We start from the raw sequence: 24,811 nt of genomic DNA, 5'->3' as shown, positions 1-24,811 counted from the left end.
GCGGCAGCTCTCGCCTCGCTCGCCACCATCGACTTCATGGCGAGCGTCGCTCCAGGAGTCGAGAGGGTTCCGGCGCATCCCCCACCGAAAGGCGCGCTCTCCGCCGTCAGCCATCGGCCGGAGCGCGCGCCGCGGCGATCCGATCGCGGCGGCCGACGCGGGGGGCGGGGCGTCGAGCGCTCACGGCCCGGCGCGCCGGACAGCGGGGATCACCGCGCGCCCGGGAGCTCGGCGATGAACCCGTGCCCCATCGCGTCGGTGAGCGGCGGGTCGCGCCCGATATCGAGGGTGCTGCCCAGCTCCCCGCCGAGATAGAGGGCGTCGCCAGGGGCCGGGCCGGGCGCGGCCGCCCACACGTAAGCGTCGCCCGTCCCCTTCAGCTCGGAGGCGGAGACGACGTTGCCGCGGGCGTCGAGCACGATCAGAAACCCGACCATCGGATCGGCGTCCGTCGCCGGAGCGACGAGCTTCCCGCCGTTCCCGAGGTCGATCTCGCCCTGGTAGTTCCCCGTCACGTAGATCAGGCCATCGGGGTCCGCCGCCACGCTGGTGACCCACTGCCGATGCCCCGCGTCGCCGAACCCGCGGCCCCAGACCACGGAGGGGCCGGAGACGCGCATGACGAAGAAGTTCTCCATGTTCGGCGCGTCCTCGGCGGGCGCCGGCGGGCAGCCCTCGCCGAAGTCGAGCGAGCCGTCGTAGGAGCCGACGATCACGACGTCGCCGCCCGGGAGCAGCGCGGCCCCGCGCTGGTCCACGTCCTGACGCCCGGGCAGGGGGAACGCGTCGATGCCCTTGAGCGACCCCCCGGTCAGCGCGAAGCGCGCAACGAACACATCGCGATCCTGCGAGGGGGGGAGCAGCGCTCCCCCGACGACGTAGCCCTCCTCCCCCTCGTAGCGGCCGACCGCCAGCACCTCGCCGCGCGCCTCGTCGACGAGGAGCTCTCCGACGGTCACGGCCGGCGACGGGCCGATGGGCATCCCCCACAGGCAACCGCCCGCCGCCGGATCGAGCGCGGCCAGCCCCACGGACGTCTCCGCGCCGCCCATCGCGAGGGTGCACGTGCCGTCGTTCACGCCCGGCCCCTTCACCGAGGCGGCGATCACCACCGCGCCGGGCGCCGCCGCGAGGCCGAGCGGGGTGGAGGTGGCGCCGCCGTCCGGCGACCACGCCCACCGGCACTGGCCCTTCGCGTCGAGCGCAGCGAGGAAGCTCGGGTGAGAGAGAGCGCGCGCGGTGGTGACGCATCCCGTGGACGACGCGCTGGGCAGCTGGGGGCCGCTGCCCGACCACCCGGCCACATAGGCGAGCCCCTGGCCGATGGAGAGGTGCGTGGCCTTGATGTCGCCTTCCAGCAGATCGGTCGCCGTGAGCCCATACCCGGCGTCGCGGGCGCCGCCGCGCGCCCACCGCGCGACGGAGATCGTGCCCTTCTCGTTGACGATGGCCGTCACCCCGTCGCCGTGCGCCGCGACGTCGGCGACGTCGAGCCCGAGGGTCGTGCCCCAGCGCGCCTGCGGCCCGCGGATCGCGCCCTCGCGATCCCCGCTGCAGAACGGCGCCTCGCCGCCGCCCCCGGCGCTGCCGCCCGTGCCAGCGCCGCCGCCGTCGCCTCCGCCGCTGCCGCCCGCGCCAGCGTCGCCGCTGTCGCTGCCGCCGCCGCCCTCGGCTCCTCCGCCCGCGCTCGCGCCGCCCGTGCCGCCCGTCGATGCGTCCAGCTGGCCGACCTCGAGGCCGATGAGCGCGTTGCAGCCTCCCACGCCCGCCGCGACGAGCAGGACGGCGGAGAACAAGGCTCGGACGCTCCTCTGATCGCGCTTCACCACCCGGGCCCCTCCCTCGCGGCGACGCCGCGCAGCTGCCGTCAAAAGACCACCGTCGCCACCGCACCTCCCGGCACCACGCCGATCGTGGCTCGGGGCGCGGGCGACCCTTGCCCCGAGGAGGGCGCCGTGAAGACGAGCACCGCGCCCGTGCCCAGCGCCGCCGCCCCGACGAGGAATGCGACCGTCGAGATCGTCCCCGCGGTCACGCCCTGCTTCTGCAGCTTGATCCCCTGGTCCAGGCAGACGTTGTCCTCGTCGCAGTACGCCTCCGCGTCGCCCTTCTTCCCGATCGCCCGCGCGCCGAACACGGCGCCGACGCCGATCCCGACCACGCCGACGCCGGCGCTGATCCAGCCGGCCGTCCGCCGGGGCGAGCCCCCCGCCTCCTGCGGCGCCGTCTTCGGCGGGAGCGCAGGCCCCGCGCTCGCGGCGGCCGCAGGCTCCTCCGGCGCCACGAGCACCTCGATCTGCGCGCCCTCGGCGAGCTGCACCGTGAAGGTCTTCTGCTTCCGGCCCGGCGCCGCCGCCGTCACGTGGACCTCCCCAGGATCCACCGGCAACGGCGAGCCCAGCGAGCCCGCGCCGACCGGGACCCCCGCGCGCTGCACCGCCGTGTCCGCGGGCGCCCCCGGCGCGAGCCGGATCGTGAGCCTCGGGACGCGGGCATCGAGCGCCGCCGCGCGCGACTGGGCGATGGGGCGGCGGTCGTCGTTCGCGGGCAGATCGCGCGCGAGCTGCCGGAAGATCGACCACGCGGTCGCGACCCTGCCGCGCTTCTCCTCGCAATCGCCGAGGTTCAGCAGGGCCCCGGGCGCCGGATCGAGCTCGTAGCTCTCCCGGAATTTCGGGCACGCGGCGTCGTAGTCCTTCGCTTGCAGCGCCGCCCTGCCGGCGTCGAACAGCGCCTCCGCGGCCGCAGGATCGCGCCCCTGCGCGGAAGCGTCGGGGCAGGCGAGGAGCACGGCTCCTCCCATGGCCAGCACCTCCGCCGGGAATCGTCTACGCGAGCTCGATCTACGCATCCGTGCGGCCTCAACGTCTCCGGTTGTACGGGTCCTCCGCCGGCGTCGGCGCGGGGGCCGGCGTCGGCGTTGCGGGCGCCTTCGTCGCGGTCGCGGGGGATCGCGCCCTGCCCCCGGCGGCGGGCCGCGGCGCGGCCGCGCTCGCGCTCGCCGGCGCCGCGGCCGTCGTGGGCGCGGCCTCGGGCTCCGGCGTGGTCGCGGGCGCGGACGGCGCGATCGCGGGGACCGCATCGCCGGACGGCGCCGGCTGCACGCCGGCCCCGGGCGAGCCTGCGCTGTCGGGCGGCGCCGTCGTGGCCCCGGCGCCCGCGGTGAGGCGCGGCTCGGCCTCCACCGTGGAGCCGTGCGACGGATCCTCCGCGCCCCTGGCGCCAGCGCGCTGCCACCACACGAGCGCGACCAGGGCGCCCACGGCCAGCGCGCCGGCGAGGAGCGCGCCCGCGGCCGCCGCGCGCGGCGCGGAGCGCTCCCCGCTGGCCGAGCGCTCCACGACCGGCGAGACCGTGCCGGTGCTGGCCGCGCCGCCGCCCGCCGCGACGCCGCTGGCCGTGCCCGCCGCGGCGAACTCCGTGCCGCGCGGCCCGCTCCCGGGACCTCGCGCCTGCGCCGACGGGCGTCCTGGAGGATCCGAGTGCAGGAGCGCGCGCCCGTGCTCCGAGTGCAGGGGCGCGCGTCCGGCAGGGGGCGCGCCCGGGGCCGGATCGAGCGCCGCGCCGCCGCGCGCCTGGCGGAGCGCGCGCTGCATCGCGCGGGCGTTCGGCCAGCGGCGGTCGGGGTCGAACGCGAGCGCCACGTCCATCACGCCGGCGATCGGCGGGGGCAGGGCCGGCAGGACGCTGCCCACGGGCGGCGCCGGCTGCGTCATCGCCGCGAGGAGCAGCAGCGGGAGCGTCTCGGCCTCGTGCACGTACCGCCCCGAGAGGAGCTGGTACATCGTGCTCCCGACGGCCCACAGATCACTGCGCGGGTCGACCCTGTCCCACTGCCCCCTCGCCTGCTCCGGCGGCATGAACTGCGGCGTCCCCATCAGGGTGCCGGCGCGCGTGGAGGCGTTCGCCGGCGAGGAGAGCTCGCGAAGCCGCGCGATGCCGAAGTCGAGCACCTTCAGCTGCCCGTGGCGCGTGAGGAACAGGTTGTCCGGCTTGAGGTCGCGGTGCACGATCCCGCGCTCGTGCGCGACGGCGAGCACGTCGAGCAGGTCGTCGGCGATGCCGAGCACGTCGCTCACGCCGAGCACGCCGCCCGGCTCGCGCGCGCGGCGCGCCTCCACGGTCTCGCCCTCGAGCAGCTCCATCACCAGGAACACGGAGCCGTCCTCGGTGACGTCGTCGTCGAGCACCCGGACGATGCCCGGGTGCTCCACGCGGTTGGCGACGTAGCCCTCGCGCAGGAAGCGCGAGCGCGCCTCCTCGTCCTCGGACAGCTCGCGGCGGAGGATCTTCACCGCGCCGCGCATCCCGTTGCGGTGCGTGGCGGCGTAGACCATGGCCATCCCGCCGAAGCCCAGCAGGCGCTCCAGCCGCCACTTGCCGCGCAGGACCTGGCCTACGAGCGCCTCGGGCCGGAAGCCTTCAGGGACCCGGGTCATCGGCGAGGATCACCCCCGGCCCGGGCGACGTGGGTCGTCGCCTCGCCCGCGAGGCCAGCGGAGCCAGCGAGGCCGGCGCGGCTTTGGCGACGGGGACGGCTGACGGGCGCGCGAGGCATGACGGGCGCATGTTACCCCGGTCTGCCGCCGCGGTGCGTGAAACCGTCCAAGGTACGCCCGCGCGCTCGCCGGAACGGGCGGATCCCGGGCGTCGCCGGGCAGCGGCGAAGCGTCCCCGTTCGCGCCCGACGACCTTGACGTCGCACGCGAACGGGGACGCTTCGCCGGCCTCCCAGGGGCCTCCCAGGGGCCTCACAGGGAATCGAGCGAGCATGCGCAACACGACCAGGAAGCCCCGGCGCGTCGCCGGCCCGCCGCCCGGCGCGCCGAGGCGACGCGCCGGCGCCCGGGGGGCGCGCTGCCTCCGGAATTCACCGGAACCGCAGGCGCACACGTGCTACGCCCGGCGCCGCTGAGATGATCACGCTCGAAAAGCTCACCAAGCGGTACGGTCCCAAAATTCTCTTCGAGAACGTCACGATGCGCTTCGACCCCGGCAAGCGCTACGTGCTCGTCGGCGCGAACGGAGCGGGGAAATCGACGCTCCTCAAGGTCATCTCCGGCGAGGAGGAGTCGGATCAGGGCTCGGTCGAGATCCCGAAGCAGCTCCGCGTCGGGGTGCTCAAGCAGGATCATTTCGCCTACGAGTCCTGCCGGATCATCGACACGGTCCTGATGGGCAACCGGGCGCTCTGGGACGCGATGCAGGAGCGCGATCGGCTGTACGAGGTCGAGATGACCGACGAGGTCGGCATGCGGCTGGCCGAGCTCGAGGGCACGATCGGCGAGGAGGACGGCTACACCGCCGAGTCGCGCGCCGCCGAGATCCTCGAGGGGCTCGGGATCGCGACCGCCCGGCACACGAGCGCGGTGAGCACGCTCGCGGGCGGGTACAAGCTCCGCGTCCTCATCGCCCAGACGCTCTTCGGGGGCGCGGACGTCCTGCTCCTCGACGAGCCGACGAACCACCTCGACCTCGACTCGATCCGCTGGCTCGAGTCGTACCTGACCGACACCTTCCGCGGCACGCTCCTCGTCGTCAGCCACGACCGGCACTTCATGAACGCGATCGCGACGCACGTCGCCGACGTCGACTACCAGACGGTCACGCTCTACACGGGCGACTACGACGACTTCATCGAGCAGAAGACGACCGGCAAGCGCCAGTCGGAGGCCGACGCCGCGCAGAAGAAGAAGAAGATCGCCGAGCTCAAGGACTTCGTGGCCCGCTTCGGCGCGAGCGCGAGCCGGTCGAGCCAGGCGCAGTCGCGCGTGAAGGAGATCGAGAAGCTCGAGGCGGGCATCCAGGTGCGGCGCTCGAGCGTCGTGCGCCCGTACATCAAGTTCGAGATCGAGAAGCCCTCCGGCCGCGACGTGCTGCGCGTCGAGGGCCTCTCCAAGGGCTTCGGCGATCGGCGCGTGATCCAGAAGCTCGATTTCAACCTGAACCGCGGCGACAAGCTCGCGGTCATCGGGCCGAGCGGCATCGGCAAGTCGACGCTGCTCAAGCTCCTCGTCGGCGAGTACACGCCGGACGCCGGGGCCGTCACGTGGGGCCACGACACGAACGTCGGCTACTTCGCGCAGGATCACCACGAGGCGATCGAGGCGGGGTTCACGGCCTACGACTGGCTGTACCGCTTCGACCCGACCGCCCCGAAGGAGCACGTGCGCTCGGTGCTCGGAAAGCTGCTCTTCAGCGGCGAGGCCGGGCTCAAGAAGACGGAGAACCTCTCCGGCGGCGAGGCGGCGCGCCTGTTCCTCGCGAAGCTCATCCTCGTGAAGAACAACATCGTCGTGCTCGACGAGCCGACGAACCACCTCGACGTCGAGAGCATCGACGCGCTCCTCCAGGCGCTCGTCGAGTACAAGGGGACGGTCGTCGTGACGAGCCACGACCGGCACTTCGTGGGCAAGCTCGGCACCCGCGTGCTCGATCTGTCGGCGAAGGATCCGCGCGTCTTCAACGGCACGTACGACGAGTACCTCGAGGGGCCGGGGAACCCGGAAGCGCTGAAGAACGCCAAGGCCTCGTAGCGCGCCCGCCTGCGCCCTGGGCGCGCCAGCCCCGGGGCGTGCTCGAAAGCGCGCTCCAGGGCCCGCGCGGAGCCGTTCGTCGTGATTGCGGGCGCGTGAGGTTCATCACGGCGCCTGGCCATCGCTCGCAGAGTACGGAATCGCACGCTGCATCAGGATCACGTCGAGCCAGCGGTCGAACTTGTGCCCGACGTCGCGGAGCAACCCGGCGTCCTCGAACCCGAGCGCGCGGTGCAGCGCGACGCTCGCCGCCTGGTCGCCGGCGATCTGCGCGATGATCGTGCGGTGGCCGAGCGAGATCGCGCGGCTCACGAGATCGGCGAGGATGCGGCGCCCGAGCCCCCGCCGCTGGAGGCCGTCGCGCACGTAGACCGAGTTCTCGACGGAGCGGGCGTAGGCCTCGCGCGGGTTCCACTGGGAGAGCGAGCCCCAGCCGACCACGGCTCCGGCCCCGTCGCCCTCGACGGCCACGGTGGCGGGGTGCAGGGGGCCGTGCGCCGCGAGCCAGGCGCGCCGCTCCGCCGGGGTCGGGACGGTGGTGGCGAAGGTGCAGGTCGAGCGCTCGACGTAGAACGCGTAGATCTCCTCGATCGCCACGAGATCGGCCTCGGTCGCCAGGCGGATGCGCACGCCGTCGCCTGGAGCCGGGAGCGGCGCGAGGTCGGGCGCGACGAACGCGGCGCGGGCGTCGTCCGAGAGCAGCCGCGCGCGAGAGTAATGGGCGAAGAGCGCCTTGCTGCTGCGGTAGCGGTCGAGGAGGCCCTCCGCGAGGTCGTGGACGGCGGCGCCTCCGTGCTCGGCGGCGTGGCCGGCGACGAGCGTGAGCCAGGCGGCCGTGATCGTCTCGTGATAACCGTAGGTCGGCGGATGCCGGGCGTTGAAGGCCTGCAGCGCGGAGCGCATGCGCGCGAGCGCCCCCTCGGGCCCGTGGGAGCGCACGTAGTGCAGGGCGAGGAGCAGGTGGCGCGCGTGCGAGAAATCGCGCTGCGCGATCGCGGCGTCCTCGATGGCGGCCGCGAGCGCCGCGAGGTCGCGCTCGTCGAGCGTGCGAGCGCCGCGGTCGCGGCGATCGCCGGGATCACTTCGCTCTGCGAAGGGCGGCAGTCCGTCGCCGCCGCTCACGGCGCCTCCTTCCGGGAGGCCCCGCGGCCGGGCGCCTTGCGGGGGCGCGCTTCGCCGTCGCGCGCCTCTTCGGACGGCAGGGGCGGGAGCGCGGTCTCCTTGGCGGTGGACAGGACGACCGTCGTGCGCGTGCGCACCACGCCGTCGTGGGCCTTGAGCTCCTGGGTGAGCAGGCGCTCGAGCGCCTCGGTGTCGCGGCAGCGCACCTTGAGCAGGTAGTCCTCGTCGCCCGCGACGTGGTGGCACTCCTGGATCTCGGGCGCGCGCTCGACGGCGCGCAGGAACTCGCCCCGACCGCGGCGGTTCGCGATCGAGACGGAGATGAAGGCCGTGAGCCCGGCGCCCACGGCCCGGGCGTCCAGGCGCGCCTCCCACCCCGTGATGACGCCGCGCTCCTCGAGCCGCCGCACCCGCTCGGCCGCGGCGGGCGCGGAGAGGCCGACCGCCTCGCCGAGGTCCGCCCACGACCGGCGGGCGTCGCGGGCGAGGAGGTGGATCGCTTTCAGATCGATGGCATCCATGGTCGTTGTCATTCGAAGTGAATGCATGATCGAATGAAATTTTTCGATTTGCAAGCCAGGCGCAACGAAGCGTCGCGCCGCCGAGGCGGCGAAACGGCCCGTGGAGCGCTGCCGCCCTGGGCCGTGAGGCACGCCTCGCTGGTCTTCGCGTCTTCGGTCTCTTCGGTCGGGTGGCGGAGCCGGTCTCGACGGTGGGGGACGGCGCGGCAGGTCAGCAGCGGAGCAGGGAGAGCTGCGGGGTCGCCGCGCGTGGGCTCGGCGAGCGGGTCGGCTCAGCGAGCCCTGTAGTGGGCTCGGTAATGGGCGATGAGCTGCTGCCAGCGCGCCTCGAGGGCGGAGTCGCCGCGCATCCGGGCCTGCCACGCGGCGTCCGTCGCCTGCCACGCGGCCGCGTCGCGGAGGCCGTAGCGCGGGTAGATCGCCGCGGCGCTCCGCGGGTGCAGCGAGAGCTCCGCGCAGAGCGCGGCGTACTGCTCCAGCGAGAGGGCGGGCGCGGTGGGGGCCGCGGCGCTCGGCGGGGGCGCGGGGGCACCCCGCTTTTCCGACGCCGGGACGAAGGGCAGGGCGGCGACGAGCGCGGGCATGTCTGGGAGCGGGGCTGTGCCGGCGGGTGCGGCCAACGCCGCGGGGGTGGCGGCGGGCGCCGCGGGGCGCGGCGCTGGCGCGGCGAGCCGCGGTGGGGCGGGCGCTCGACCGGGCGGCGCGTTCGGCACGAAGGGCAGAGCGGCGACGAGCGCCGGCATGTCTGGGAGAGGGGCTGTGCCGGCGGGCGCGGCCAGCGCCGCGGGCGCGGCCAGCGCCGCGGGCGCAGCCGGCGCCGCGGGTGCGGCCGGCGCCGTGGTGCGCGGCGCTGGCGCGGCGAGCCGCGGTGCGGCCGGCGCTCGACCGGACGGCGCCCTCACCGGCGGCGAGGCCGCGACGAACGCCCGCAGGTGCTCGAGGAAGGCTCGTGTGTAGCGGTTGGTCAGCTCCGAACTGCCGCGCTCGAGCTCCGCGCCCATCCGCTCGAGCCATTCGCGCTGCGCGGCCGTCCACTCGTCCGCCGTGAGCCCGGCGCGCGCGAGCACCTCGTCGCGGAGCCTTCCGGCTTCCATCTGCGCGCGCATCTCCGCGTAGCGCTCCACCGTCAGCGCCGTACCCATGACGCGCATCCTAGCCTGAAGCCCCGCTCTTGCGCTGCGCCGCATCGAGCGGCGCTCGACATCGAGCCCGCCTGCTCGCTGCAGGATTGAGTCCTGCAAGCCGCTCTGGCCTGCACGTGTGAGCTGGTGATTTCGGCGGCGCATCGACGAGCGGTGAGCGTCCTGGCGAGCGCCGTCCCTGCCCGCCGCCTTCCCCGTGCGGCCACGCTGCTCGCGGCGCAGCAGCAGAGCAGCATCGTTGCTGTCCCGCGAGCAGCGGCGATCGTGATCTGCTGCGCGCGGGTCCTCGCCGCCCGCGCGGCGCCCCGGCGCGCGGGCCCTGCCGGCGCGGCGCCGGGCGCCGGCACGGGCCCTGCTCGGGCGGCCGGGATGACCACCATCAGCCTTTCTCTCGACACCCCTGAGCTCGCCCGGGCCTACGAGCACGGCAGCGACCGGCAGTTCAACCACGGCAAGCTCCTCATCGAAACGCTCGGCGTGCGGCGCGGCCAGCGTGTGCTCGACGTCGGCGCGGGCACCGGCCGGCTCGCCGCTCACGTGGCAGAGATCGTCGGCCCCGAGGGCAGCGTGACCGCCATCGATCCCCTGCCGCTCCGCGTCGACATCGCCCGGCAGAAGGCCCGCGTGAACCTCGCGACAGCGGTCGGCCGCGCAGAGGACCTCTCCGCCTTCGCCACGAAGAGCTTTGACGTCGTGTACCTGAACAGCGTCCTTCACTGGCTGAACGACGCTCAGAAGGAGCGCGCCATCGCCGAGGCGGCGCGCGTGTTGAAGCCGGGCGGCAAGCTCGGATTCAGCACGGGATCGCGGGAGAAGCCGCATCAGCTCGAGCCGATCCAGCGCAAGGTGCTGGCCGAGCTCGGGAGAGACGCGCAGGGCAATCGCCCGTACAAGCTGACGGTCGACGAGGTCCGGGTGTTGCTCGAGCGCGCCGGCTTCATCGCCGACACGGTGGAGATCCTCACCTTCGTCGACCACGCCGCCGACATCGACGAGATCTTGAAGCACAGCGGCTCGAGCTCGTTCGGCAACCACCTCTCGCACCTGACCGCCGAGGAGAAGCGCGAGGTGCGCGAGCGGCTCGCGAAGGAGCTCGAGGCGCTCCGCACGCCGCAGGGCATCCGGCTCGAGCGCAACCTCATCTTCGCGATCGCCCACACGGCAGGCAACTAGCCCGCCCGCCGGCCGCTTCAGTCCGTCGTGCCTCGCGCTTGAGAGCTCTGTTAGGATCGAGCGACCATGCGCGGGGAAAGAGGGGAAAGGCACATGCTGCGGCGCGGGCTGAGCGGCGCGGCGGGGTTGCTGCTCCTCGGTGCTGCGGCCTGTGGCACCACCCCCGACGGCCCGAGCGGAGCGGCAGGCGGCGCTTCCACGGGAGCTTCGAGCGCCGGCGCGGGCGGCGGCGGAGGCGCGACAGCTGGCAGCGGCGGCTCCGGGGCCGCCGAGCCATCCGGGGGCGGGCAAGGGGGATCTCCCGAGGGGCGTGACTGCGGGACGGCGGGAGAGGTGATCGCGGTGGGCGCGAACCTCCTTCAAGACACGACCGGGCCTGCGCCCGAGCTGGAGCGCTTGCGTGGCTGTACGCGCTTCCTCGGCACGCTTCATCTGCTGGGCCTGGACGGACCCGAGGCGATCGACGCGCTCACGGATCTCAGGGAAATAGAGGGATCCTTGCTGCTCTATTCGCCTCCTGAGGATCTCGGACCTCTGTCCAACCTGACGCGGATCGAAGGTCGGTTGCTGGTCGTGACGGCGCCGGAGGCCTTGCGTGGCCTGGAGTCGATCCAGTACGTCTCCGGGCTGTGGCTCTACCAGAGCGGCTTTGCCGACTTCTCGTGGCTTCCTGCTCTCGCGGAGATCGGCGCCTCCATGATCGCTCGGCGCAACGCGAATCTGACCGCTGAAGCATTGGAGTCCTTCGCGACGTCGCACGTGCGCAGCGGCGCGCTGGTGTCCCTCACGAACGCCGTTCCCAGGGAGCCGCCGGACCCCGATGCCGAGGCGGTCGTGTGTGGCCAGCCGGGCGATCTGCTGATCGAGCCCTACACGAGCGTGGCCGGATGCACCCGCTTCCGGGGCTCGATCCACCTGAGCGATACGTCGCCGGGCGCCTTGGAGCCGCTCTCCGCCCTCGTCCACATCGACGGCTCGCTCACGCTCTTCCGCAACCACACCGACGACTTCACCGCGCTGCGCAACCTGCGCCGCGTCGGCGCGAATTTTCAGATGCATCTGCTGGAAGGCCCGGGCCTCGACGGGTTCGACGCCCTGGCGGAGGTGGGTGAGCTCCGTCTCGTGAGCTCGGGTGAGCTCACGGGCTTCGACTGGCTCCCAGCGCTCACCAGGGTGCGTGAATCCGCGTTGATGGTGAGGGGGGCCCCCCTGTCCATGGAGGCCGTAGAATCGCTTCTCTCACGCCTGGACATCGGGGGCGAGACCGCGGTGATGGCCCTCGACTGAAGCGTCCTCGTTGCGTTCAAATCCGAGCGTCTCGGCTGGCGAGGAGGCGCCTCGACCGCCTCATCGCGCTGCCCGCACGCGGCTGACGAGCGCCGCTGCGGCGGCGAGCCCGGCGAGGCCAGCCACCCAGGGCCAAGGGGACGTCTTCGTCGCCGAAGGGACGGTGACCTTGCCCAGGTCCGTCGCTTCGACCACCTCCTTGATGTGCGGGTACACGCGGATGAAGGCGAGCGCTCCCGCGACCATCCCGAGCAGCCCGAACATCGCGTCGCGTCGGCCTTCGCCGACCGCGGCGAGGGTCGTGCCGGGGCAATAACCGAGGACCGCCATCCCGGCGCCGAACGCCACACCGCCCAGGATCACCGAGCGAACCTGGAACGGCTTCACGTCGAGCTCGGTCGCGCCGGCTGCGCGCAAGGTGTGCGTCCCGATCGAGCCGGCAGCCGCCGCCGTCGACATGATCCGCGCAACGGCGCCGTCGCGCAGCAGGAGCTGGCTGATGATGAGGTCGGCGTCCGAGGCCCCTCCTCGCTGGAGAAAGGCGCCGAACGCGGTCCCGGTCGCGAGGCCGAGCGCCAGTTTTCCGAGCGGATCCCGCTTCATCGCGCACCTCCTCGAAACAGGAGCTTCGCCGTCAAGGCGGCGCTCACGCCCATCGCGACGTCGAACGCGAGGCTCGCCGCGGCGAGCTGCATCGTGCCGCTGATGCCGTGCCCGCTGGTGCATCCTTTGCCGAGCCGCGCGCCGAACATCATCAGGGCGCCACCGCAAAACGCGGCAGCGTAGCGCTTTCCGCGGCTCTCCCCGAACCGCGCCCGCCATGCGTCCGGCAGCGTGGATCCTCGCGTGCCCGAGGCGCGCGAGGCGAGGAACGCGCCAAGAACGATGCCCGGGGCGAGCAGCACCTCCCAGTCGATCTTCGGCGTCGTCTCACGCTTGGCCACGAACTCGTTCACTCGGCTGGCCTGCGGCGCGAGCCGGCGCGCCAGCGTGCTCGCCGCCGTCTCGAACGCGGACGTCACGCCGAGAGGCCGCTTCGCGGTCCCCATCGCGAACGTCTCCAGCGCTCCGATCGCGAGTCCGGCGATCTCCGGTGCCCAGCGCGTGCCTCCCTGCGAGCTCATCGTCGCGCTCCTTCGATATCCACGGTGGTCACCGTGCGTTCGGGGCCCTGCCTCCTCGGCAACCCGAGCTTCTCCCACGCCGTCATCCCGCCGAGGACGTTGGTGACCTCGGTGAAGCCGCGGCGGCGGAGGATGCTCGTCGCGAGGCCAGCGCGGTGCCCGACGCTGCAGACGAGCGCGATGCGGCCATGACGCGGCAGCGCGGGCTGGATCTTCTCGAAGTGCTCATCGAGATATCCAACGTACATGTGCCGCGCGCCTTCGATGTGCCCCTCCGTCTCGAACTCCTGATCATCGCGGACGTCGAGCACGGTGAAGGCGTCGCTCGCGTCGTGGAGCTCGCGCGGGGTCATCGTGCCCGTCTTCTCGATGGGCATGCCCGCGTCTCGCCATGCGTCGAACCCTCCGGCGAGCACGCCGGAGACGCGATCGACGCCGACGCGCGCGAGGTGCAGGAACGCCGCCTCCACGTCCGTGGCGCGCGGGAGGACGAGGTAGACCCGCGTCGTCTCGTCCGCGATCCACCCGCCGAACACCGGGAGCCCAGCGAGCCAGAGGTTGAACGAGCCGGGCAGGTGCCCCGACGCGAACGCCTCGGGGTCACGCGCGTCGAGCACCAGCCCCTGCTTCGAGTCTGACGCGAACTTCTTCGGCGGCAGGGAAGGGACGTCGCCGGGCTTCGCGGCGAGCGGCTTGCCCCCTTCGAGGTTCAGCTTCTCCATCAAACTGAAATAGGGTGGGCGCGGGATGCGCTCCGCGACCTTGGCACGGACGAAGTCGTCGACCGACCTCACGAAGACGGGATTGTAGGCCCGCTCGAGGCCGAGCGTGGAGTCATCGCGCTCCGCGATGTTGCCCCCGCAGGCCGAGCCGGAGCCGTGGGCGGGCCAGAGGAGGGCCTGATCGCCGAGCGGGACGAGCTTCTCGTGCACCGACGCGAAGAGGAGGCGCGCATTGTCGCTGGTCTTCTCGCGGTCGGGCAGGTCGGTCCGGCCAGTCTCCCCGATGAACAGCGTATCGCCGGTGAAGACGCCGAAGGCGCGCCCAGGCGCGTCCGGGAGGAACACGGCGTAACAGGTGCTCTCCGGCGTGTGCCCCGGCGTATGGAGCGCTCGGACGCGCAGCCCGATCAGGTCGAGCTCCTCGCCGTCCCGCATCCGGATGTCGCTCTGTCCGAAGAGCGGATGATCTCCGCTCACGATCTTCGCGCCCGTCGCCTTCGCGAGGGCGCCAGACCCGATGACGAAGTCCTCGTGGCGGTGCGTCTCGAGGATGAACTTGATCACGAGGTCCCTCTCTCTGGCCGCCGCGAGGACCTCGTCGATGTCCCTCCGCGGGTCGACCACGATCGCCTCGCCCTTGTTGCCGAGCAGGTAGGCGATGTGAGCGAGACCCGGAGTCTTCATCCGGTGTAGATGCATGCGCGGGAGCGGATGCAAGCGAGGCGCCAGACCGACGGCTGCGGCCGATCGGCTGGACGCGCGAGCTCAAGGGGTCACCTGTCGCGCGCAGGACCGCCACACCTCGACCTGTCCCCTGTGGCGAGATGGTGCGCCACGAGGAGCTTGGTCGACTACCCGTCTCGTTTCCTCCTCCAGGGGCTTATGCTTCGTCGTGCAGAGGATCTGCTCGGAGCGGGCGTCGCCGTGATCATCGACTTTGGCTCGTGGTCCCGCGCGGAGCGCAAAGCCATCAGGCAGATCGCCTTGCGAGCCCGGGCATCGACCGCCCTGAATCGGCGCTCACGCCGCGCGGATGTCGCTCTGGAACGGGGAGACGTTCTCCGGAAACATGAGCCACACGAAGAGACAGCGCATCTCGAAGTATTCGTCGGCCGCGATGGCCGCGAGCGTGGGGTCGAGCTCGCCGATGTCGTGCCCTTCCCAGGCGAAGCCCGGCACGCCGCGCGCCCGGCTGACGAGCCCGCCGCTCTGCAGCTGGTCGCGCGCGCGGAACCAGCGGGTGAGCGACATGTTGACCGCCGCGGTGAAGTCGGGCCGGTGCGCGATGCGATCCGGCAATGCGACGTGGTCGAGGCCGGCCGACCAGCAAAGCCAGCAGAGGGCGGCCCACTCGGCTCGGGCCCTCCGCATCAGGAGAGAGACCGGCAGGGCTCCTGGGTCGAGCGTCTCGTCCACGGTGAGCTCGACCGTCTCGACGCCATTCTCGGTCTCCTCGGTCAAGGTCGCCTCCGTCCGCGCGAGCTCCACCGGCCCGTCCGGCAAGAGGTGCGACAGGTCGGGCGGGAGCCACGGACAGGGCTCCGTGCCCGGCAGGCTGCGCTGCACGGCCTCGCGCAGGCGGAGCAAGCGGGTGGCGTAGAGCTGGATCTTCTGCCGAACCTGCTCGATCGGCTGGTCGAGCTCGACAGTGACCGACGCGTCGCCGGGCACCGGATCGATGGCCTGGCGCGCCGGCCAGAAAGCAAACTCCGGGTACAGCAGCCGCACGAAGGTCCTGAGGTGCTCGGCCACGGCGGGGGCATCGGCCTCGATGCGGTCGGCGTCCTCGAGCACCCCGCGCGTGTCGCCGAGCTCGAGCCGCAGGAGCGCGCGCGTGATGCAGGTCGAGCGGCGGTCGGGCACGAGCAGCAGCGCCGCCTCGACGAGCGAGAGCGCCACGCGGCGCGAGCCCCGGAAGACCGCGGCGAGCGTGCGGTAAGCCGCGCTCGGCTCGGCGCCGAGCAGCAGCTCGTCCAGGACGCCGAGCGCGGTCGCGTCGGACGCCTCGAGCAGCGCTCGCCCGCGTTGCTCCACGACCTCGGGTTTCGGCTGCAGCGTCGCTGCGCGCAGGAACTCGACGAGCCTCTCTCGCTCGCCCCCGCAGGCCGCCGCGCGGGCCGCGGCGCAGCAGGCTTCGCGCGCGCGGCCATCCTGCAAGAGCTCTCGCGCGAGGGCCCAGACGCGCTCGGCGTCCCACGCCGCGAGGTCTTCGGCGAGCGCGGGCGACGCGCCGAGGCTCGCCTCGTCGAGCGCCGCGCCGAGCTCGCGTCGCACCACCAGCGCCCCGTCCGCGTCGAGCGCGGTGAACGCGCCGACCGGGTGACCGTGCGTGTACTGGCCGCGCTCCTCGCGCACGCGCCGGTCGAGGTAAGGGCTCGTGTCCGGATCGGGAAACCAGCGGACGGACGGGCCGTGGAAGCGTCCCTGGGGATCGAGGTGCCGCTCCTCGGAAGGGCGGCCCAGCGCGTCGTACCGGAGCTCGCGATAACGCGCGCCAGCGCGGATCTCGATCTCCTGAGAGGGCTTGCCCTCGCACGTGAAGTAACGGTCGATGAGCGACGCCGAGGCTTCGTCCTCCTCGCGGACCAGCCATCGTTGCGAGCCGTGGTCGTAGTCGGCCTCTCCGGCGACGCCGGCGGGTCTGTCGGGCCAGCGGGAGCCGTCCGCGGAGATCGGGTGCCCGTCGCGGTCGTGAAAGACCTGGCGTACGATGCTCCCTTGCCGGTAGCGCGTTCGCAGCTCCCAGGCGCCAGGCGGCACACAGCACGGTCGTAGCCTGAGCTCCGTCGGGGCGTCGCTGCCGTACACAACCACCTCGCCGTCGAGCTCGCCGCCCCGGTAGCGCCCGCGCTGCGCGGGTTGACCGTTCGGGTGGAACAAGGTGAACGGCCCGTCCTTCACCCCGCCCGCGTAGCAGCAGCGCGAGAGCAACGAGCCGTCGCTCGCGCGGTACACGTGGCACTCGCCCGAACGACGGCCGTCGGCGTCGGTCACCACGAGCTCGAACGTGCCGTGCTCGGGGTCGTACCTGGCTGAAGGCGGAACCGACGGAGGCCGCTCCGCGCCGTGGTGTGCCGTGGAGTCCACGCGTCGCAGTCTATCGGCTTTCACGCCGAGGAGGCGGCCCTTCGCGCTGATTGCAAAGATCCACGAAGCGCAGGTTGGGGACGAGCGGCGCCTGCCCGAGCGCCGCTCCGAAGGACCGAAGCTCGACCACCTCCAATGCCGCGTCCAGCGCAGCGGAGCGCTGGAGCGCGCGCCACGCTACTGTTTGGCGGTGTCGCCGGAGCAGATGACGAACTGCGTCGCGCCGTCCAGGGCTGCGCCGTCGCCGGTGAACCGGATCTGGCGGCGCTCTGTCGACGGGCACTGGGCGACGACCTCTTCCCGGCCGAAGCCGAGCCGCGGGTCGACATAACACCACCCGTGCACCTTCTCGCCGCCGACCTCGACCGGCGCAGGAGGCACCGTGTTCTGGCACGCCGCGAGCTCGTCCGGCTCGTGGAGCTGCTCGACCTCGCAGACGCAGTTCCAGCCGTTCGCCGCCGCCACGGGATCCTCGAGCACCCTCCGCTTTGCGGCGAGGTTCTCGTGGAGCACCTCCCGCCGCGCCGTGAGCCCGTCGCAGCCGCACTTCCCCTGGGCCGTGCTCCGCGCCTCGAGGACGAGGCAGCTGACCTGTCCGCTCTCGTTCGGCTGGAGCGCGCGGGGCAGGCACTGCCCGCCGAGCTTCGTCTTCAGGCGATCGACGATCGCGCCGATCGCCGGCCGATAGCCGAAGTCGAGCCGATCCTCTTCAGGGTGCTTGAGCTGCGCCGGGCACACGGAGCCGACGATGCCCTGCTCTCCGAGGTTCCGGATGAGCTCGAGCTGCCGCAGGCCCGGATAGGCCTTCGCGCTGACCTGGAGGTCGCTGTCGGTGCCGTCGGGGTTGTCCTTGCACAGAGGGCTGTCTCGGTCCTCATTGCCCTTGCAGTCATCGCCCCTCACGGCCTCGAGCAACGGGAACGTGCAAGCGTACTGGAGGTCGCCGAAACCCGGGTTGGGGTTCCATTCATGGCCGTTGATGATGTTGGCGTCGTCCGGCGAGTCCGGGCTGGCGATGCGCGTCCCGGTGATCGGGTTCTCGCCCTCGCGGGGGAGCGGCGACTCGATCATGTGGGGATCGCCGGGGCTCCGGCGCGACTTCGGGTCTCCGAGGATGATGTCCCAGGTGCTCGCGAATCCCGCGTTCGGAGCGCTCAGCTCCTTGGCGCTCTTGAAGCCGCCGACGCGGTTGCCGTCCTGGTCCCTGCCTTCCAGGAGATCGGGCTGACCCGCGTCGTCCTGGCGCGCGATGTCGTGCCACGGGACGCCCACGAGGCCCGCGAAGAACACGTACTCCGGCGGGCGGACCGCGCTGTTCTCGTCGTCCGGGTCGAGATCCGAGAAGATCGGGTTGTCGACGACGTTGCCCTGGTGATCCTGGATCCGCGCCTGCGTGAGCGCGTCCGTGTAGCGGTCGATCGGGTAGAGCAGATCGATGCCGAACCGGCGCTTCTGGTCGAAGCAGCGCAGGTTGTGCGGGTCCTCGTTCGGGAGGAGCGTCTTGGGCTGTCCATCCGGGCCGCAGGTCTCCTCGTCCAGCGGGCACTCGCCCCTCGGCGCCCCGCAGGACTTGCAGCACGGGTCGTCCAGGCCCTTCTCCGCGCACTCCCTGCGCGGCGCGAACATCCGAAAAAGGTTGTCGTTGTCGTCCTTCTGCCTCGCGACCCAGAAGGCGTTCCCTCCCTCCTTGATGGAACAGTCGTTCTCGTCCGACAGCATGACGATCGCGAGGAGCGAGTCCGGCCGCAGGAACGCCTTGCGCTGATCCAGGAGCTTCTTGTCCAAGCCGCGCCGCTCCGCCTTGCCGTTCACCACCTCGAGGGTCTCGTAGGGCGCGGGGTCCACGAGGAAGCGGTACCAGCTCTCCAGCTGGGACTCGAAGCCGCAGCCGTTGTCGGCCACCCCCCGGACCATGTTCGTCAGCGTCGGCACCAGGCCGCGCCCCGCGCCGTCGTCGAGGATCGGCTCGCCCGCGGGGCTGAGCTTCTGCTCTGGATCCCAGGCGAGGAACCCCATGTTCTGGTAGGTCGGCGGGTCGTTGTCCGCGTCGTTGTGGTCGTTCCTGTCGCTCCGGGCGATGAGGTGTCCCTTGTCGTTGTTGAAGACGAGCGGTCCGTCGGGGCACGAGTCCGCGCCATGGCTGCCGAGGCTCGTGCTGAGGATCCCGATGTGGATGTCGACGACGGGCTCGAACTCGCGCTCTTTGCCGCTCGGGCAGCGGCCGTTTTCCTCCGGCGGGGACGACTCCAGAGGGTTCAGCGGATCGATGCACCGGGGGTCGACCAGGCGCCTCACGAGGTCGGGGACGGCCAGCGCGAGGATGTCCTGCTTGTCCTTCATCGACGACGAGTTGTCGATGGTCAGGAGGAGATCGATCTTGTCGACGCGCCGCGGGAGCCGCTCGACGACGGTGCCAGTCGTGCGCGTGTCCTGATGGGCTATCGGGCGGCTCAGGCACCCCGGGAGGAGCGATGTGCCGCCGACGACGAGGGAGCACAAAAGCGACGCTGCCGCGCGGGCAGCACGGGACGGAGGACGAGCGGACATGGATCCTTCCTTGCGCGAGAGATGGAGTGGGCCCTTTCGCGCGCCATGCGCGCGGAGCCGGCGAGCCCGTCTCGCGCGGAGTGGGTGACAGGCTGCCTGGCGATCGCGTATCAGACGCCGAGAGGGGGTGTTCTCTTGGCTACGTGGCGAGATGAGCGCGACCCCATCACGAAAATCCACGAACCATGGAGAGAGCGCGGCGCTGCGGGGGCGTCGCACAGTGGCGGCACAGCCGCCGTCGCGGCATGGGCGGCACACCCGCCATCGAGGGCGGAGGCCCTGCCGTCACGACACGGGCAGCGCAGCCTCCATCGCGGGCGGAGGCGCCGCCGCCTCGTCGGATGCGGAGGCGGCGTGCTCTGATGTGCGATGCTATCGCAAAATTACGTGTAGGAAGGAATTGTGAAGGCCGGGCGCCAGGGCGTCCTCGGCCGGCGGCGGGAGCTCAGCTCTCGGCGGAGGCGGCCGTCTCGGCGCCAGCGACGAGCGGCGCGTACTGGGTGAGGAACTTGCTCCAGCGCTTGTGCTTGCGGCCGGGCTTCCGGGAGCTCTGGGCGCTCCTCTCCTGCTTCTGGGTGACCTTGAGGGTGAGGTGCTGGTGCTGGCGCGTAGGGCGATTCATGGCGGCGGATGCTGGTCGAACGCGCCCCGCTCTGCAAGCCTCAACGCGACGGAGCCCGCGCCTGCTCGCTCTGCCCGTCCTGCTCCGTCCCCAGCCGGCCGAAGCTGTGGATCCCGTAGATGAGCACCACGAGCGCGAGCACCGTGAGCGCCATGCCCGCGTCCGACGGCCCGACGCCGACCAGCGCGAGCCCGGCCACGAGGAGCAACCCCCCGCCGCCGAGCGCGCGTCGCGCGCGCTCCTCGGCGTCTCGCTCTCTCCGGCGCCCCCGACTTCGCGCCGCCCCGCCCTCCTCGAGCCCGCTCACTGGAACTTCTGCGTCCGCGCGTAGGTGATGAAGTCCTGCACGTCGCGCGTCAGCTCGCGCTCGGCGGTGATCGTCGTGCGCTCGTGCGACTCGCCGACGAGGTCGTCGTAGAGGTAGTTCTGCTGATAGAGGAGCACCAGGCGGATGGCCCCGTCCGCCCCGCCGCGGACGATGCGCAGCTTCTCGTCCCGGCCGTTCGGCGGCGGGATCGCGGCGCCGAGCGCCTGGGCGTCCTCCTCGGTCACGTAGACGACGCCGTACGAGCGGCTCTGCACGCCGACATCGACGCGCACCTTCTTCCCGCTGGTCAGCTCGACCTCGCGCCCGCGCGCCGGCTGCGCGCCCTCGTGCGCCATCGCCCGGCGGATCACCTCGATCGCTCTGCGCTCGTCGAGGGCGCGCATCGGGTTCGGCGCGCGCGCCTCGCCGCCGCTGCACGCCGCCAGCGCGAGCGCCGCGGCCGCGATCCCCAGCGCGAGGCGCGCCGCCCCTCGCGCGCCGCCGAGGAGACGGCGCGCGTCCCGAGCCTGCCCGGGCGCGAGCTCGCGCGCTGAAGACCGATGCTGAAGGGGGCCGAGATGGCGAGCCCCCGAGCCTTGATGAAGCTTCCTCGACATGAGCGGCATGAGAGTAGCCAACCGCCCAGAGCTTCGCTACTTCTCCCGACATGGCGCGGCTCGCTGCGATCGACATCGGATCCAACGCCATCCGACTTCGCATCGTCGACGTCGATCCTCCGGCGCTCGGGGCGTTCGGGGCCGGCTGGGATCCGGCGCTCGCCGGGGCCGCGACCGGCGCGCCCGACGCGCCGCGCTTCCACCCGTTCCGCGATGTCCATGCGGATCGCGCGTCGGTGCGTCTCGGGCACGACGTGTTCACGAAGGGCCGGCTCGAGTCGGGGGTCATCGGCGCCGCCTGCGAGGCGCTCCGGCGCTTCCGCACGGCGATGGATGCGGCCAAGGTCGACCGCTACCGCGCGGTGGCGACGAGCGCCGCGCGCGAGGCCCAGAACGGCGACCTCTTCGTCGAGCGCGCCGCGCGCGAGGCCGGCGTCCATATCGAGGTCATCGAGGGGGTCGAGGAGGCGCGCCTGGTCCAGCTCGCCGTCCGTGAGCGCGTCGCGCTCGGCGAGCGGACCGCGCTCCTCGTCGACATCGGCGGCGGCTCCACCGAGCTCACGCTGCTCCGCGGCCGCGGTGCCGTCTTCTCGCGCTCGCTCCCCGTGGGGACGGTGCGGATGGTCGAGGCCTTCCTCGAGGATCGCCGCCCGGTCGACGCGGGGCACCGGCGGCTCGTCGAGGAGTACGTCGATCGCGTCATGGTCGAGGCCACGCGCGAGATCGTGGAGCTGCTCGGCGAGGGGTCGGGCTCGGGGATCGATCTGCTCGTCGGCACGGGCGGCAACATCGAGACGCTGGCGGATCTCTGCCCCGCGCCGGGCGCGCCCCCGGAGGGGCGGGCGATCGACGTGCCCGCGATGTCCCGCCTGCTCGACGAGATGGCGTCCAAGACGCCCGAGGAACGCGCGCAGATCTACGGCCTGCGCCCGGACCGCGCCGACACCATCGTCCCCGCGGCGACGATCCTGGGCCGAATCGCCCGGGCGTTCGCGCAGCGGGTCATCGTCGCTCCCGGGGTCGGGCTCAAGGAGGGCGTGCTCGTCGATCTCGCCCACGCCCACTTCCTCGGGCCCGACTTCCGCGGCGAGGCCGCCGCGGTCAGCGACGCCTGCGTCCGGCTCGGCCGCCGCTACCACTTCGACGAGAAGCACGGCGCGCTCGTGGCCCGCTTCGCCGAGCGGCTGTTCGACGACCTCGCGCCGCGCCACCGCCTCGGCCAGCGCGACCGGATCCTCTTGCGCGCGGCGGCCCTGCTCCACGACATCGGCGACTTCGTCCGCTACGAGGGGCACCACAAGCACAGCTATTACGTCATCGTCCACAGCGACCTCATGGGCCTGACCCCGGAGGAGCGCGCGATCGTCGCGAACATCGCGCGCTACCACAGGAAGTCGCCGCCCAGCATGGATCACGACAACTTCCGCGCGCTCTCGCGGGACGCGCGCGCCAAGGTGAAGTCGATGGCGTCGATCCTCCGCATCGCCGACGCGCTCGATCGCGAGCACCGGGCCAAGGTCGCGGAGGTGACCGGCCGCATCGAGGGCGACACGCTGGTGATCGAGGTGCAGGGCGCGGAGGATCGGGCGCTCGAGGAGTGGACGGTCGTCGCGAAGGCGGGGATGCTGCGCGACGCGCTCGGCCTGGAGGTGCGGATGGTCGACGCCACGCCGAGATCGCGCCCGCCTTCGGCCGCGAACGCGGGAGGCTGATGCGAGGCACCACCGCGCTCGCGGCGGCTGACGCGAGGCGCCGCTGCGAGCGCGGGCGGGGTCGACGCCCGAAAAAGTCGCCGTGGCCTTTGCGTGGAGCCGTGCGGGCCACCATGAACCTCGGCACGGGGGAGGTTCTGCCCCCGTGGACGAGCGCGGCGATGCCGTACCGACGGGCGCGGCTGCGCCGCCGTAGAACAAGGGCGAGCGACCGTTGACGCTGAAATCTCCGAAGCTGATGGAGGCCCGCCGCGCCGCCGGCATCCTGAGGTCCGCCCTGCGCGGGCACACGGGCGATCTGACGCTCGCCGACGCGTCGGCGAAGAGCGGCCTGCCGCTGCGCGACGCGGAGAGCGGCCTGCACCTGCTCGTCAGCGAGCACCGCGGGCACCTCAAGGCGACGTCCGAAGGGGAGCTGCTCTTCCGCTTCCCGTACGGCTTCACCAAGCCGTGGGAGACCCGCACGCGCCTCACGCGCGCGCTCCAGGCCGTCCTCCGGGCCGCCGCCGGCGTGGCCCGCTTCGTCGTGCGGGCGTGGATCGCGATCGTACTGATCGCGTACGTCGTGATCTTCGTCGGGATCCTGATCGCCCGGCTGTTCGCCCGCTCGAACAGCGACTCGCGCGACCACGACGACTTCTCCGGATCGTTCGCGGGCTACTTCCTCTTTCGTCTGGTCCTCGACGCGATCTTCTGGACGTTCCACCCGTTCTCGCCGTTCGTGTGGACGGCCGAGCCGGCGTGGTCCTCGTCGTATGGACGCCGCGGGGCGTTCGGGCAGCGGCGCGACGAGACGCCCTTCTACGAGAAGGTGAACCGGTTCTTCTTCGGCCCGACGCCCGCGCCGCGCGATCCGCTCGAGGCCGAGAAGCTCATCCTGGCCGAGATCCGCGCGCAGCGGGGCCGGATCGGGCTCGCCGACGTGATGCGCGTGACGGGGCTCTCGCGCGACGAGGCGGATCCGCTGATGGCGCGGCTGATGCTCGACTACGACGGCGCGGTCGACGTGTCGGAGGAGGGGGGCATCGTCTACCGGTTCGAGGCGATCCGGCGGACGGCGGCGGAGGCGCCCGTGAGGGCGCCCGCGCCGGTCTGGGCGAAGCGCGAGGAGCTGCCTCCGCTGACCGGGAACGGGCCGGGGATGAACGCGCTCATCGTGGCGCTCAACGGGTTCAACCTGCTGATGAGCCTCTACGCGCTCGGGGCCCACCTTACTTTGGACAACCTCGGGCTCCTGGCGCGGGGCGTCCCGATGACGGAGCTGCCCGCCACGGGGACGGCGGTCGCGCTCGGGGTGGTGCCGCTCGTCTTCTCGCTCGCGCTCTTCGCGCTGCCGCTCGGCCGGGCGCTCCTGCGCCCGCTGAAGCAGCGGAGGCTCGCCCGGCGGAACGGCCGGCGGGCCATGCTACGTGCGATCCTTACCCGCGTCGGCGCGCAGCACAGCCGGGAGCCGATCACGGAGGCGGTGCTCCAGCGGGCGTGGCAGGAGGCGGCGGGGGAGCCGCCGCGGTCAGAGGAGATCACCCGCGAGGTGGTCGCCCTCGGGGGCGACGTCGACCTCGAGGCAGGCGAGGGGATCCGGTACCGCTTTCCCGATCTGGAGACCGAGGCCAAGGCCCTCGAAGCCGAGCGGGAGGCGGCCTCCGAGGAAGAGGCGCGCGCCGGGAAGGTGATCTTCTCGTCCGACGCATGAGCGCCGTCGCAGACGGTTTTTTCTGTGGTGCTTGATGAGGGCGCTGACAAAAACCGTCGATGGCGTGTGCGCGCGTACGGCGCCGTGCCGCGCGGAAACGCCGTTCATTGACGCGCTCTGGTCTGGACGTCTACGGTAGGGTGAATTTCGCGCATGTACTCCGTTGACAACAGGGCCGGTCGTCTCATCGAGGTGAGGCTTGCATCACCGCTCCCGACTGGCGAGGTCGACGCGTGCATCGCCCGGATCCAGGGCATCGTGACCCAGAACCGGCACGGCGCTGTCGTCTGCATCGAGCTGCTCCAGGTCGACGTGCTCGCGCCCGAGAGCGCGGAGAAATTCCTGGAGATGATGCGGGTCCAGAACGCCACGGTGCACCGGACGGCCTACCTGCTGCCGGTGTCGAACGCGATCCTGGGGCTCCAGGTCGAGCGGCTCATCCGGGACGCGCACAACTCGAGCCGAAAGGCGTTTCGCGACACGACCTCGCTCGAGGCCTGGCTCGTCCCGGTGATGACGATGGTGGAGGCGCAGCAGCTCCGGAAGTTCCTGTCGCAGCTCGGCTGAGGCGGAGCGCACCGCCCGCGCCGCGCGGGGGC

Annotated in this window: 20 protein-coding genes; 6 read left to right on the top strand and 14 right to left on the bottom strand. The window is 72.3% G+C overall.

Annotated elements, in window-relative coordinates; all coding sequences use genetic code 11:
* Positions 1–209: 209 nt before the first annotated feature.
* The 3 genes from WMF29_RS30665 to WMF29_RS30655 all read right to left on the bottom strand — a co-directional run bounded on the left by WMF29_RS30665 (position 210) and on the right by WMF29_RS30655 (position 4,439).
* On the bottom strand, positions 210–1,796 hold the full coding sequence (locus tag WMF29_RS30665; RefSeq protein WP_437323676.1) for a hypothetical protein: 1,587 nt from the start codon (positions 1,794–1,796) through the stop codon (positions 210–212).
* A gap of 71 nt (positions 1,797–1,867) precedes the next feature.
* Positions 1,868–2,803, bottom strand: a complete 936-nt coding sequence (locus WMF29_RS30660) for a tetratricopeptide repeat protein (protein ID WP_437323675.1) — start codon at positions 2,801–2,803, stop codon at positions 1,868–1,870.
* 58 nt (positions 2,804–2,861) lie between these two features.
* Entirely contained in the window at positions 2,862–4,439 is a 1,578-nt protein-coding gene (locus WMF29_RS30655; protein ID WP_437323674.1) for a protein kinase domain-containing protein, read from the bottom strand.
* Between the two features lie 477 nt (positions 4,440–4,916).
* Between WMF29_RS30655 and WMF29_RS30650 the strand changes: the two genes are divergently transcribed.
* Complete coding sequence (locus WMF29_RS30650) at positions 4,917–6,536, top strand: ABC-F family ATP-binding cassette domain-containing protein (RefSeq protein ID WP_437323673.1); 1,620 nt, start codon at positions 4,917–4,919, stop codon at positions 6,534–6,536.
* A gap of 105 nt (positions 6,537–6,641) precedes the next feature.
* On the opposite strand, the gene WMF29_RS30645 is transcribed toward WMF29_RS30650, so the two are convergent.
* From WMF29_RS30645 to WMF29_RS30635, 3 genes are all read right to left on the bottom strand, one after another.
* Entirely contained in the window at positions 6,642–7,658 is a 1,017-nt protein-coding gene (locus WMF29_RS30645) for an N-acetyltransferase family protein (protein WP_437323672.1), read from the bottom strand.
* Positions 7,655–8,179, bottom strand: a complete 525-nt coding sequence (locus WMF29_RS30640; protein WP_437323671.1) for an Lrp/AsnC family transcriptional regulator — start codon at positions 8,177–8,179, stop codon at positions 7,655–7,657. The genes WMF29_RS30645 and WMF29_RS30640 overlap by 4 nt, the downstream gene beginning before the upstream one ends.
* Before the next feature lie 272 nt (positions 8,180–8,451).
* Entirely contained in the window at positions 8,452–9,321 is an 870-nt protein-coding gene (locus WMF29_RS30635; protein WP_437323670.1) for a hypothetical protein, read from the bottom strand.
* 153 nt (positions 9,322–9,474) lie between these two features.
* On the opposite strand from WMF29_RS30635, the gene WMF29_RS30630 reads away from it, so the two are divergent.
* Together WMF29_RS30630 and WMF29_RS30625 are read left to right on the top strand one after the other, a co-directional pair.
* Positions 9,475–10,494 carry a class I SAM-dependent methyltransferase gene (locus tag WMF29_RS30630; RefSeq protein ID WP_437323669.1) on the top strand — a complete coding sequence of 340 codons (1,020 nt, stop codon included), beginning with the start codon at positions 9,475–9,477 and terminating at the stop codon, positions 10,492–10,494.
* Positions 10,495–10,560: 66 nt separating this feature from the next.
* Entirely contained in the window at positions 10,561–11,781 is a 1,221-nt protein-coding gene (locus tag WMF29_RS30625) for a hypothetical protein (protein WP_437323668.1), read from the top strand.
* 60 nt (positions 11,782–11,841) lie between these two features.
* Here the strand turns inward: WMF29_RS30625 and WMF29_RS30620 are convergent, their stop codons facing one another.
* The 8 genes from WMF29_RS30620 to WMF29_RS30585 form a co-directional block, all read right to left on the bottom strand.
* Entirely contained in the window at positions 11,842–12,384 is a 543-nt protein-coding gene (locus WMF29_RS30620) for a DUF6691 family protein (RefSeq protein ID WP_437323667.1), read from the bottom strand.
* Positions 12,381–12,905 (bottom strand): YeeE/YedE thiosulfate transporter family protein, encoded by a 525-nt coding sequence (locus WMF29_RS30615; RefSeq protein ID WP_437323666.1) that lies wholly within the window; start codon positions 12,903–12,905, stop codon positions 12,381–12,383. Before WMF29_RS30615 ends, WMF29_RS30620 begins: the two co-directional genes overlap by 4 nt.
* Positions 12,902–14,311 (bottom strand): MBL fold metallo-hydrolase, encoded by a 1,410-nt coding sequence (locus WMF29_RS30610; protein WP_437323665.1) that lies wholly within the window; start codon positions 14,309–14,311, stop codon positions 12,902–12,904. Before WMF29_RS30610 ends, WMF29_RS30615 begins: the two co-directional genes overlap by 4 nt.
* 336 nt (positions 14,312–14,647) lie before the next feature.
* On the bottom strand, positions 14,648–16,714 hold the full coding sequence (locus tag WMF29_RS30605; protein ID WP_437323664.1) for a toxin-antitoxin system YwqK family antitoxin: 2,067 nt from the start codon (positions 16,712–16,714) through the stop codon (positions 14,648–14,650).
* A gap of 177 nt (positions 16,715–16,891) precedes the next feature.
* Positions 16,892–19,261 (bottom strand): hypothetical protein, encoded by a 2,370-nt coding sequence (locus WMF29_RS30600; protein ID WP_437323663.1) that lies wholly within the window; start codon positions 19,259–19,261, stop codon positions 16,892–16,894.
* A 445-nt stretch (positions 19,262–19,706) separates the two neighbouring features.
* Complete coding sequence (locus WMF29_RS30595; RefSeq protein ID WP_437323662.1) at positions 19,707–19,883, bottom strand: hypothetical protein; 177 nt, start codon at positions 19,881–19,883, stop codon at positions 19,707–19,709.
* 40 nt (positions 19,884–19,923) lie between these two features.
* Complete coding sequence (locus tag WMF29_RS30590) at positions 19,924–20,190, bottom strand: hypothetical protein (RefSeq protein ID WP_437323661.1); 267 nt, start codon at positions 20,188–20,190, stop codon at positions 19,924–19,926.
* The gene (locus WMF29_RS30585) at positions 20,187–20,807 is read right to left on the bottom strand and encodes a hypothetical protein (protein ID WP_437323660.1); all 621 of its coding nucleotides are present in this window, start codon (positions 20,805–20,807) and stop codon (positions 20,187–20,189) included. The genes WMF29_RS30590 and WMF29_RS30585 overlap by 4 nt, the downstream gene beginning before the upstream one ends.
* Before the next feature lie 50 nt (positions 20,808–20,857).
* Between WMF29_RS30585 and WMF29_RS30580 the strand changes: the two genes are divergently transcribed.
* The 3 genes from WMF29_RS30580 to WMF29_RS30570 all read left to right on the top strand — a co-directional run bounded on the left by WMF29_RS30580 (position 20,858) and on the right by WMF29_RS30570 (position 24,779).
* Positions 20,858–22,519 carry a Ppx/GppA phosphatase family protein gene (locus tag WMF29_RS30580; RefSeq protein ID WP_437323659.1) on the top strand — a complete coding sequence of 554 codons (1,662 nt, stop codon included), beginning with the start codon at positions 20,858–20,860 and terminating at the stop codon, positions 22,517–22,519.
* A 214-nt stretch (positions 22,520–22,733) separates the two neighbouring features.
* Complete coding sequence (locus WMF29_RS30575) at positions 22,734–24,212, top strand: hypothetical protein (protein WP_437323658.1); 1,479 nt, start codon at positions 22,734–22,736, stop codon at positions 24,210–24,212.
* Between the two features lie 153 nt (positions 24,213–24,365).
* On the top strand, positions 24,366–24,779 hold the full coding sequence (locus WMF29_RS30570; protein ID WP_272094562.1) for a hypothetical protein: 414 nt from the start codon (positions 24,366–24,368) through the stop codon (positions 24,777–24,779).
* Positions 24,780–24,811 lie beyond the last annotated feature (32 nt).

This window comes from Sorangium sp. So ce381 (assembly GCF_051473845.1).
GTDB lineage: Bacteria > Myxococcota_A > Polyangia > Polyangiales > Polyangiaceae > Sorangium > Sorangium atrum.
Note: the sequence above shows the minus strand (reverse complement) of the source record. Positions and strands in the feature narration are given on the sequence as shown.